Source organism: Streptomyces sp. NPDC004561 (assembly GCF_053602155.1).
Window position 1 is genome coordinate 1 of sequence record NZ_JBSGDB010000310.1, and the last position, 10956, is coordinate 10956.

At 72.4% G+C, this 10956-nt stretch carries 8 protein-coding genes and 1 pseudogene; 7 read left to right on the top strand and 2 right to left on the bottom strand.

Annotation, left to right across the window (positions count from 1 at the left end; translation table 11 throughout):
• Position 1: 1 nt before the first annotated feature.
• Positions 2–58: pseudogene (locus tag ACWEN3_RS31430) on the top strand (CDP-glycerol glycerophosphotransferase family protein); the annotation flags it as partial.
• Positions 59–97: 39 nt separating this feature from the next.
• Here the strand turns inward: ACWEN3_RS31430 and ACWEN3_RS31435 are convergent.
• Complete coding sequence (locus ACWEN3_RS31435; protein WP_452977563.1) at positions 98–1708, bottom strand: NADH-ubiquinone oxidoreductase-F iron-sulfur binding region domain-containing protein; 1611 nt, start codon at positions 1706–1708, stop codon at positions 98–100.
• Positions 1705–2940 carry a cytochrome b/b6 domain-containing protein gene (locus ACWEN3_RS31440; protein ID WP_452977565.1) on the bottom strand — a complete coding sequence of 412 codons (1236 nt, stop codon included), beginning with the start codon at positions 2938–2940 and terminating at the stop codon, positions 1705–1707. Before ACWEN3_RS31440 ends, ACWEN3_RS31435 begins: the two co-directional genes overlap by 4 nt.
• A 460-nt stretch (positions 2941–3400) precedes the next feature.
• Here ACWEN3_RS31440 and leuS point away from each other — a divergent pair, with 460 nt between their 5' ends.
• The 6 genes from leuS to ACWEN3_RS31470 form a co-directional block, all read left to right on the top strand.
• Entirely contained in the window at positions 3401–6274 is a 2874-nt protein-coding gene (leuS, locus tag ACWEN3_RS31445; RefSeq protein ID WP_452977568.1) for a leucine--tRNA ligase, read from the top strand.
• A gap of 137 nt (positions 6275–6411) precedes the next feature.
• Positions 6412–7155: a hypothetical protein gene (locus tag ACWEN3_RS31450; protein ID WP_452977569.1), complete on the top strand. Its 744-nt coding sequence runs from the start codon at positions 6412–6414 to the stop codon at positions 7153–7155.
• 72 nt (positions 7156–7227) lie between these two features.
• Positions 7228–8073 carry a DegV family protein gene (locus ACWEN3_RS31455; RefSeq protein WP_452977572.1) on the top strand — a complete coding sequence of 282 codons (846 nt, stop codon included), beginning with the start codon at positions 7228–7230 and terminating at the stop codon, positions 8071–8073.
• A gap of 124 nt (positions 8074–8197) precedes the next feature.
• Positions 8198–9346 (top strand): helix-hairpin-helix domain-containing protein, encoded by a 1149-nt coding sequence (locus ACWEN3_RS31460; RefSeq protein WP_452977575.1) that lies wholly within the window; start codon positions 8198–8200, stop codon positions 9344–9346.
• An 84-nt stretch (positions 9347–9430) separates the two neighbouring features.
• Entirely contained in the window at positions 9431–9565 is a 135-nt protein-coding gene (locus ACWEN3_RS31465) for a hypothetical protein (RefSeq protein WP_452977577.1), read from the top strand.
• Positions 9566–9600: 35 nt separating this feature from the next.
• A partial coding sequence (locus tag ACWEN3_RS31470) for a ComEC/Rec2 family competence protein (RefSeq protein WP_452977580.1) occupies positions 9601–10956 on the top strand: 1356 nt, incomplete at its 3' end.

The following is a 10956-nucleotide window of genomic DNA, read 5'->3' on the forward strand; positions in this document are numbered from 1 at the left end:
CCTGTGCCTGGCCGCCGACGCGCTGATCACCGACTACTCCTCCATCATGTTCGACTACGCGGGCCACCCGACCGGGTGGCCCCCCGTCGTCGTGTGCTCAGCGGCCGAGAGCGCGCCGGCCCCGGCCCTGGGACACGACCGGAAGGTTGCGCGACGGCGCCTGCCCGCGGGTGTCCTCCTCGATGCGAAGGGCGAGCGCCGGGCAACGGCGCACCGCGCGCAGCGCCTTCGCCTCCGCGTAGCGCGGCACCTGCGCCTGGGCGACGGTCGGGAAGCCGTCGGCGCCGAGTTCGAACACCTCCGGGAGGATGTCGGCGCACAGCCCGTGGCCCCGGCACAGCGTCCAGTCGACGTAGATCTTCTGGCGGCTGCTGCCGGTCTCCTCGGACTCCGCGCCGCCCGGGATGCCCGCAGGGGCCCTGCCCCCCTCGAAGAGCGGCAGAACGCCCTCCACGGGCCGTCCGCAGCCGTTTCCGAGGACATGGGCGGCCAGGTCGTCGGTGAACGCCTTGATCGTCGACTCCAGGAACATCGCCGAGCCGTCCGGGTGCGAACACGCGCCACGGCGCTTGACGTTCTTCGCGACCTGCTTCAGCGCCTCCAGCGCGGCCGGTCCGCCGCCGTTGAGGATGTCCTCCATGCCGCGTGCGGCGGCGGGCAGTCCGAGATAGCAGGGCCCGCACTGGCCGGCGCTCTCCTCGGCCAGCCACTGCGCCACCCGCAGCGACTCGCCCAGCGGGCAGGTGTCCTGAGTGATCGGCAGGATCGCCCCGGCGCCGAGCGCTCCACCCACCGCGTCCAGGGAGTTGCGGGAGACGATCGCCTCGTTGACGGTCGCCGCGTCGATCCACTTGCCGTGGTAGCCGCCGGTCAGCACGCCCTGCGGCATCGGCGGGGCGCCCGCCAGCTGCAGCACGTAGCGCAGCGGCACACCCGTGGGGACCTCGATCACCATCGGGCGCGCGACGGCGCCGGACACCGTCAGCATGACGGTGCCGGGCTCGTCGTACAGGCCGGTGTTGCCGTAGCGCTCGGGGCCGATGCGGGCGGCGATGGCCAGCTGCGCGAACGTCTCGGCGTTCGACAGCAGCGTGGGCGCGCCGCCGACGCCGCTCTGCGAGGCGCTGATCTTGCGGCCGGGCGGGATGGCCGGGCCGCCGTCGACCGAGCGGACCAGCGAGGCGGCGGCGCCGGTGACCATGCGCACCGGATTGCGCTGCACCCACGCGCGCAGCGCCGATCTACGGCTGTTGCTCAGACCGCGCTCGGCGAGCGCGGCCTCCATGGAGCGCTGGGTGGACTCTCGGGTGACGCCGATGACGAGCGTGCGCGCGCCGAGCGCCTCGGCGCACAGCAGCGCGCCGTCCAGGATGAGGTGCGGGGCACGGTTGATGAGCACCGTGTCCTTGCGGCAGGCCGGTTCGTCCTCGCTGCCGTTGACGACGACGACCGGCCGCACCCCGCGCTTGATGGCCGATTCCGCGACCGAGCGGAGCTTCTTGTGGAAGGGGAAGCCCGCGCCGCCGCGGCCCCTGAGGTTGATGCGTTCGGCGAGCTGTGCGAGCTGTTCGCCGCCCAGGGGGTCGAGCGGCCCGTGCACCTTCAGATGCATGGGCAGGTCGAGCCGCTCCACAAGGTCGAAGCCCGACGTGAGCTGCGGAAGGCCGACCACGCGGACTTCTGGGACGTCGGGCAGGGCCTCGTTCACCTATAGCCTCCGGAAGGCGTGTTCCAAGGTTCGCCCGAACCCGGTGCGTCGAACGAGGCGCTCGGGGGTGGTTCATTGGCGGGACCGCTGTTGTACGTGTCGTTCGAGTTGTACGCGCCGTACCGGCCGTTCGTCTCACCGGTGTCGTACACATCACTCGCCCCGTACGGACTCGCGCCCGAGTTGTTGTAGGCCGGGATGGTGTACCCGGTGTCGACCAGCGGGTCGTACGCCGACGGCGGGGCCTCGCCGACCGGCGGCGGGGACGGGACCGGCCAGCTGCCCGAGGTGCCGGCGGGGCCGTCCACGCGCGGGAAGGCCTCCGTGGCCTGCATGTCCAGCGGCAGGTCCATGCGGGCGGTCTGGTCCGCCGCGAACGGCGCCTGGGGCCGGCCCGGCGTGGCCACCGCGCGGTAGGCGGCCGCGAAGCCCGACGCGGGCTCCTGGGCCGACGCCGCGGGGGACTGGTACATGGGTGCGGAGAAGGACGCCGTCGAGTCGGCGGTCGGCGGCCTCGCCTCCCGCCGGCTCTCGTACCCGGGCAGGCCCGACTCGGCGACCCGGGAACGGCTCGCGTCCAGCTCGTCGAGGCCCGGCCGCTCCGAGCTGCCGAACAGCGTCACCAGCCGGTCGGCGACCCTGCGCTTCACGGGGCGCGGGGCGGCGCGCAGCGCGAGGGCGGCCATCACGCCCAGCAGGGACAGGCTGTAGAGGATCACGAAGATCGCCTTGGCCGAGCGACCCGCGTAGAGGCCGTGGATCAGCGCCGCGCACCAGGCCGGGTAGGCCAGCATGTGCATGGCCCGCCAGCGGGCGGCGACCGGGGCCGGGGTGGCGAAGTTGCTGCGCAGGGCGCCCGTGATGCCCACGAAGATCATCAGCAGGCCGGCCAGCGAGCCCAGACCGATCAGGCCGCCGATTCCGGTGACGCCGAGCGAGAACGGGATGATCGCGGCGATCAGCTGCGTGTGGCCGAGCGCGACCTTCGTGGTGATGTGCAGCAGCAGGAACGCGATCGAGGCGACCGAGGTCGTCCGGTGCACCGCCTGGCCGACGATCCGCTGCCGGGTGTTCAGGAAGATCCGGTCCTGTGCGACCAGACCCCAGATCACCGAGCAGCTGAGCGAGACCAGGGACAGCACGCCCGCGCCGAAGTTCAGGAAGTCGCGGAACTGGTTGCCTCCGACCAGCACGACCACGGGTATGAGCAGCAGGACTACAGCCGATGCCATCCCATAGGCCGAGCGGCCCGGCTTGGGGAGGGAGCTGGTACTACGACGAGGGTTCATGGGGGCAACTCCGAGCAGTTTCGGGAAAGCGGTCCCGCTGCCGAACTCTAAGTGGCGTCATACCGATCAGTACGAGGGTTTGCGTTATTGCGTTGTTATCAACGCACAATCTGATTGCTGGGGTGTCCCTTAGTGGGCGGTACGCGAAGTAATCCTTGACCTTGGTTCAGTTCCGGCGGGGTTTCTGGCATGTCCATAGGGATACGGAAGCACGTCGCGGCTTGCTCAAGGCCTGCGGTACCCTAGCGCCATGCGTGCCGTACGCCTTCTGCTTAGCGGGCCGCGCTGATCAGTACCGACCCCCGGTCGAACCCGTGAGGTCGGCATCGGCGCGGCGTCCCCTCCTGTGCGAGGGGATTTTTCGTTTCCGCAGGCAGAGACGATCGATGGAGCTTTGAGGATCATGAGCGAGACGAACCCCGCTGCCGCCGCCGAGGTGGCCGCGCCGCACCGCTACACGGCCGCCATGGCAGCCGACATCGAGGCACGCTGGCAGGACTTCTGGGACACCGACGGCACCTACGCGGCGCCCAACCCCAAGGGCGACCTGGCGGGCGACGCCGAGCTGGTCGCCCGGCCCAAGAAGTTCATCATGGACATGTTCCCGTACCCCTCCGGCGCCGGCCTGCACGTCGGCCACCCGCTGGGCTACATCGCCACCGACGTCTACGCCCGGTTCCAGCGCATGACCGGCCACAACGTCCTGCACACCCTGGGCTTCGACGCCTTCGGCCTGCCCGCCGAGCAGTACGCCGTGCAGACCGGCACCCACCCGCGCGTGTCCACCGAGGCCAACATCGAGAACATGAAGGCCCAGCTGCGCCGGCTGGGCCTGGGCCACGACAAGCGCCGGTCGTTCGCCACGATCGACCCGGACTACTACAAGTGGACCCAGTGGATCTTCCTGCAGATCTTCAACTCCTGGTACGACGACGAGGCGAACAAGGCCCGCCCGATCTCCGAGCTGATCGCCCGGTTCGAGTCCGGTGAGCGCGCGATCCCGGGCACCACGCGCGCGTGGAGCGAGCTGAGCACCGCGGAGCGCGCCGACGTCCTGGGCGAGTACCGCCTGGCCTACGCCTCCGACGCGCCCGTCAACTGGTGCCCCGGCCTGGGCACCGTGCTGGCCAACGAGGAGGTCACCGCCGACGGCCGCTCCGAGCGCGGCAACTTCCCGGTCTTCAAGGCCAAGCTGCGCCAGTGGAACATGCGCATCACCGCCTACGCCGACCGGCTGCTGGAGGACCTGGAGGAGCTGGACTGGCCCGAGGCCATCAAGCTGCAGCAGCGCAACTGGATCGGCCGCAGCGAGGGCGCCCGCGTCGACTTCCCGATCGACGGCGAGCACATCACGATCTTCACCACCCGCCAGGACACCCTGTTCGGCGCCACCTACATGGTGCTGGCGCCCGAGCACCCGCTGGTCGAGAAGTTCACGCCCGAGACCTGGCCCGAGGGCACCCACGAGGTGTGGACCGGCGGCCACGCCACCCCGGCCGAGGCCGTCGCCGCCTACCGCGCGCAGGCCGCCTCGAAGTCCGACGTGGAGCGCCAGGCCGAGGCCAAGGACAAGACCGGCGTCTTCACCGGCGCGTTCGCGACCAACCCGGTCAACGGCGAGCGGGTCCCCGTCTTCATCGCCGACTACGTCCTGATGGGCTACGGCACCGGCGCGATCATGGCCGTCCCGGCCCACGACACACGTGACTTCGCCTTCGCGCGCGCCTTCGAGCTGCCGATCCGGTGCGTGGTCGAGCCGTCCGACGGCCGCGGCACCGACACCTCGGCCTGGGACGACGCGTTCGCCTCGTACGACGCGAAGATCGTCAACTCCTCCGGTGCGGACGTCTCCCTGGACGGCCTGGGCGTCGTCGAGGCCAAGGCCCGCATCACCGAGTGGCTGCAGGCCCAGGGCATCGGCGAAGGCACCGTCAACTTCCGCCTACGCGACTGGCTGTTCAGCCGCCAGCGCTACTGGGGCGAGCCCTTCCCGATCGTCTACGACGAGGACGGCACCGCGCACGCGCTGCCCGAGTCGATGCTGCCCCTGGAGCTGCCGGAGGTCGAGGACTACAGCCCGCGCACCTTCGACCCCGACGACGCCGACACCCAGCCCGAGACCCCCCTGTCGCGCAACGAGGAGTGGGTCAACGTCACCCTGGACCTGGGTGACGGGCCGAAGCGCTACCGCCGCGAGACCAACACCATGCCCAACTGGGCCGGTTCCTGCTGGTACGAGTTCCGCTACCTGGACCCGCACAACGACCGGCAGCTGGTCGACCCCGAGATCGAGCAGTACTGGATGGGCCCGCGCGAGGGCCGGCCGCACGGCGGTGTCGACCTGTACGTCGGCGGCGCCGAACACGCCGTGCTGCACCTGCTGTACGCCCGCTTCTGGTCCAAGGTCCTGTACGACCTGGGGCACGTCTCCTCCGCGGAGCCGTTCCACAAGCTGTTCAACCAGGGCATGATCCAGGCCTATGTCTACCGCGACAGCCGGGGCATCGCCGTGCCGGCCGCCGAGGTGGAGGAGCGCGACGGCGCGTACTACTACCAGGGCGAGCAGGTCAGCCGCCTGCTGGGCAAGATGGGCAAGTCGCTGAAGAACGCGGTGACCCCGGACGAGATCTGCGCCGAGTACGGCGCCGACACCCTGCGCCTGTACGAGATGGCCATGGGCCCGCTGGACGTCTCCCGCCCGTGGGACACGCGCGCGGTGGTCGGCCAGTTCCGGCTGCTGCAGCGGCTGTGGCGCAACATCGTCGACGAGAACACCGGCGAGGTCACCGTCACCGACGCCGAGGCCGACGAGGAGACGCTGCGCGCCCTGCACAAGGCGATCGACGGCGTGCGCCAGGACCTGGAGGGCCTGCGCTTCAACACCGCCATCGCCAAGGTCACCGAGCTGAACAACCACCTGACCAAGGCGGGCGCAGCCGTGCCGCGCCCGGTCGCCGAGGCGCTGGTGCTGATGGCCGCCCCGCTGGCCCCGCACATCGCCGAGGAGCTGTGGCGCCGGCTGGGCCACATCGACTCGGTCGTCCACCGGGACTTCCCGGTCGCCGACCCGCGGTACCTGGTCGACGAGACCGTGACCTGCGTCGTCCAGATCAAGGGCAAGGTCAAGGCCCGCCTGGAGGTGCCGCCGGCCATCTCCGAGGAGGAGCTGGAGAAGGTGGCCCTGTCCGACGAGAAGGTCGTCGCGGCGCTGGACGGCGCCGGTATCCGCAAGGTGATCGTGCGGGCGCCGAAGCTGGTGAACATCGTTCCCGCGTAGGAACCGGGGGCCGGTCACCGGCTCGGGGTAGTCCCCTACGGGCAGGTTCGGGGTTTTTCTGGAACTCCGGACCTGCCCGCTGCGTTTACCGTGGAGAGCACAGCGGCGTGCGCCGCAGCGGCCGGAGGAGGAGCGCCATGGAAGCAGTCGTCGCCGTGTTCGTCCTGCTCTTCCTGCTCTGCGTCGCCCTGGGCACGTACGTCACGATCAGAGCGGTCGGCGCCGCCAAGCGCGGAGTGGACCGGACCATCGCCCAGGCCCGGCGCACGGTCGAGGACCACACGCTGCGCGCCAGGTCCTTCGCCCAGATCGGACCGGCCGGCGAGATCGCCCAGCTGCGCCTGACGCTGCGCACCTCCATGCGCGCCACCCAGGACGCCCTGCACGCGGGAGTGGCCGAGGACGAGTCGCTGAAGGAGTCCCTGGGACTCTTCGAGCGCCTCAGCGCGCACGGCCACGAGCTGGACGCCGACCTCCGGCGGCTGGAGTCCGAGCCGGACCGGGCCACGCTCGCCGCGCGACTGCCCGAACTCCGCGGCCGCACCGAGCGCATCACCAAGTCCGCGGACTCGCTGCGCTGGGCCGTCCGCGACCGGGCCCGCCGCTTCGCCGAGGACGACCTGGGCACGCTCAGCGCCCAGATCGACATCGAGGCGGACGCCCTGCGCCACTGGACGCGGGCCGAGCCCGCGGCCGCGCCCCCGCCGTGGCCCGAGGCGCCCGCGCCCTCCACCGAGGATGGCCCGGCCACGGACCGGAGCGGGCCCCGGACTTCGGGCTTCCGTCCCGCCGAGGAGCCGGCTCCCCACTCGATCACGCCGCCCCCGCCGCGCCCCGCCTACCCCTGGCAGAAGAAACCCCGCCCCGAGAGCACCACATGAGCGAGCCGTTCCGGGCCCCCAGCGCGGGGGCCGGGCTGCCGCGCGAGCACTACGGCAGGTAACCTCCAGCTCATGTCCCGCCATGTCGCGATCGTCACCGATTCCACGGCCTACCTGCCGCCACGGACGATGGAGCGCCACGGCATCACAGCGGTACCCCTGACCGTGGTCCTCGGGGATCAGGCGCTCGAAGAGGGCACTGAGATCTCCACCCGCTCCCTGGCCCAGGCGTTGCAGAAGCGGCGCCCCGTCACCACCTCCCGCCCCAGCCCCCAGATGTTCGCGGAGACCTACCGCACAGTCGCCGAGTCCGGCGCGAGCGGCATCGTCTCGCTGCACCTGTCCGCCGAGCTGTCCGGCACCTACGACGCGGCCGTCCTCGCGGCGCGGGAAGCACCGGTGCCCGTAAGGGTGGTGGACACCGGGATGGTCGCCATGGCCCTCGGCTTCTGCGCACTCGCGGCGGCCGAGGTGACGGAGGCCGGCGGCACCATGGACGAGGCGGTCACGGCCGCCGAGAAGCGTGCCGCGGGCACGTCCGCCTACTTCTACGTCGACACCCTCGACTACCTCCGCCGCGGTGGCCGCATCGGAGCCGCGCAGGCCCTCCTCGGTTCCGCGCTCGCGGTCAAGCCCCTGCTCCAACTCGACGGCGGCCGCATCGAGCTGCTCGAAAAGGTCCGCACGGCGTCGAAGGCGATCGCCCGCCTGGAGGAGATCGCCGCCGAGCGGGCGGGCGGCGCCGAGGTCGACATCGCCGTCCACCACCTGGCCGCCCCCGACCGTGCCGCCGCCCTCGCCGACCGGCTGAGGGTACGGGTCCCGGGCCTGGCCGACCTGCATGTGAGCGAGGTCGGAGCGGTGATCGGCGCCCACACCGGGCCAGGACTGCTGGGAGCGGTCGTCTCGGCCCGCTGAAGCAGGGCTTCAGGGCTGGCCGATGTTCACTCTTAGGGGTGGTCGAGTTATCCACAACTTGCCGGTGATCCCCGGGAATTGACCAAGATCATCGCGAAGTGCCGGGATGTCCCATCCTCGTCACATGGCACTTCGATCACGCTCCCGCACAGCCACTCCGACCAGCGGCCCCGGCCGCGGCCCCGCCTCGGACGGCCGCATCCGCCACCGCCTCTCCTCGGACGGCCGCAGCCGCGTCGCCGAGCGTCGGCCCACCGACCACCGGCGCATCCCCCACCGCCCGGGCGCACCGGCGGACGAACTCCGCCGCCGAGCGGTGGTCCTCTTCGGCGAACGAGCCGTGCAGTGGCGGGAGTCGGGAAACGCCCCGCCGGGCGTGAGCCCGGCCGCGAGTACGGAGACGGCCACGGTCACGGGCCGGGCGCCGGGGCTGAGCCCGGGAAGGGCGGCGGCGAAGGAAGGGCGGAGCCCGTCCGCACCCTTCCACCCGCTGCCCACCGACAAGGCTGAACCGGACGGCGCGGCCGATCCGTTGGCGCCGGCCGGTCCAGTGGTCCCGGGCTGGCGGGAGCGGGCCGGGCTGGCGCTGCGGGAGCGGCTGCCGGTGTGGTTGCAACTGCGATGCGGGGTGGAGCGGCGAGGAGTCGTGGCGCTCGCCGTGGTGCTGGTCGCCGCCGCCGTGTTCGCCGTACAGCACTTCTGGGCGGGCCGGACCCAGTCCGTGACCGCCCCTCAAGTGGTGCGCGCGGAGGCGCCCTACGCGAAGAACGAGGGTGACGCGAAAACCCGCGCGGCCGGGGGTGCTTCGGCGACCCCGGGCGGGGAGATCGTCGTGGACGTCGGCGGCAAGGTGCGGAAACCGGGCATCCAGCGGTTGCCGGCCGGCTCCCGTGTGGCCGACGCGCTGCGGGCGGCGGGCGGCGTCCGCCCGGGAGTGAACACCGAAGGGCTCAATCGGGCCCGGTTCCTGGTCGACGGTGAGCAGGTGGTCGTCGGAGCACCTGCGGGGGCCGCGGCCGTCCCGGCGCCGCCCGTCCGGGCCGGCGGCTCGGCGTCCGGGCCCGCGGGCTCCGGCCCCGCCGCCCCGGTCTCCCTCAACACGGCCACCGCGGACCAGCTCGACGCCCTGCCGGGGGTCGGCCCGGTACTGGCCCGGCACATCATCGACTACCGCACCCAGCACGGCGGCTTCCGCTCGGTGGACGAACTGCGCCAGGTCAACGGCATCGGCAACCGCCGCTTCACCGATCTGCGGAACCTGGTACGGCCATGAGCGGCACGCTTGACGACGGGCTGCGCGCGAGTGCGCGGCGGCGTACGGCATCAGGGGCGGCAGCTGATCGGAGCCCCACGGACCGTGGTCCCGCCGAGCGCCGTCCTCATGACCATGGTCCTGATGATCAGGGTCCTGGTGATCTCGGTCCTGGTGATCGTGGAGCCGGGCCCGCGAGCCCGTCTGGACCGTCCTCGAACCTGGCTGGGCCGCCCGTGAGTCCGCATGGGCCGCCCGTGAGCCACCCCGAGCACATGGATCTGCGATTGGTACCGCCCGCGCTCGCGGCCTGGGCCACGGCGGCCCTGTTGCTGGACGCACCGGTGGGCTGGACCGCCGGGATCACGGTCGTCTGCCTGGTCGGCGGGGTCGCCCTGCTGTCGATGCGACGAGCTGGACGCGCCGGACGGACCGGGCGCGGCTCGCGAGGTGGAGAGGTCGCACGGGAGGGGCCGGCCCGTGGATGGCCGGCATGGGCGCGGGCCTCGGTCGCCGCCGTGCTCCTCTGCGTCGCCGCGGCCGCAGCGTCGGCCGGGCTGCACGGGGCGGACGTCCGGCGCGGTCCGGTGCCCGAGCTGGCCCGGCGGTTCGCGACCGTGACCGCCGAGGTCGAGGTGACCGGCGATCCCTGGCTGAGCAGGCCACGGGTGCGCGGCGATCACTCGGCGCCGGTGTCGGTGCTGGTCCGCGCCGAGGTGCGGCGCGTCGAGGAGAGCGAAGGGAGGAGCGCGGGGACACGGGCGCCGGTGCTGATGGTGATCGACGGGGATGTTCCGGCACCGGAGGGGGGTGCCGGTCCGTCATCGGCACCGGCGCGGAGTGACGCGCCCCGTGGAAGTCTCCGGCAACCGCCGGTGACGGAGAGGAGCGCCGCGCGCAGTGGAGGTGCGTGGCCACCACCGGATGCCGACACCCAGGGCGGGCGTGGCGCGTGGCTCCGGGTGTTGCCGTCGACGCGGCTGTGGGTGCGTGGGCAGTTGGCGCCCGCCCTCGTGGGCGGTGACCGGACGGCGGCCGTGCTGCGGGTGCGCGGCCGGCCGGGGCCGCGGATCGTGGCGGGACCGAGCGGACCGCAACGGCTGGCGGGTCGGCTCCGGGACGGGCTGCGGGAGGCGGCCGAGGGCCTGCCGGGGGACGCGCGGGGGCTGCTTCCGGGGCTGGTCGTCGGAGACACCTCGCGGATCACGCCCGAGCTGGACGACGCCTTCAAGGAGACGGACCTGGCCCACACGCTCGCCGTCTCCGGCAGCAACCTCACCATCCTGCTCGCCCTGCTCATCGGGCCGCCCGGCCTGGCCCAGCAGATCGAACGCCGTGGCATCGCCCCACGCCTGGGGCTGTCCCTGCGGGCGACCGCCCTGCTCGCGGGAGTGCTCACGCTGGGCTTCGTGGTCGTGTGCCGGCCCGACCCCAGCGTGCTGCGGGCCGCCGCCTGCGGCGTCGTCGCGCTGCTGGCCCTGGCCACCGGGCGCCGCAGATCCCTGCTCCCGGCGCTGGCCACGGCGGTCCTGCTGCTGGTGCTGTACGACCCGTGGCTGGCCCGCAGTTACGGCTTCCTGCTCTCCGTGCTGGCCACCGGGGCGCTGCTGGTGGTGGCGCCGGGCTGGACC

Bases quoted from the DNA above. Each gene is read 5' to 3' on its own strand.
- leuS (WP_452977568.1), top strand. From the start codon at position 3,401: ATGAGCGAGACGAACCCCGCTGCCGCCGCCGAGGTGGCCGCGCCGCAC.
- ACWEN3_RS31440 (WP_452977565.1), bottom strand. From the start codon at position 2,940: ATGGCATCGGCTGTAGTCCTGCTGCTCATACCCGTGGTCGTGCTGGTC.
- ACWEN3_RS31450 (WP_452977569.1), top strand. From the start codon at position 6,412: ATGGAAGCAGTCGTCGCCGTGTTCGTCCTGCTCTTCCTGCTCTGCGTC.
- ACWEN3_RS31460 (WP_452977575.1), top strand. From the start codon at position 8,198: ATGGCACTTCGATCACGCTCCCGCACAGCCACTCCGACCAGCGGCCCC.
- ACWEN3_RS31455 (WP_452977572.1), top strand. From the start codon at position 7,228: ATGTCCCGCCATGTCGCGATCGTCACCGATTCCACGGCCTACCTGCCG.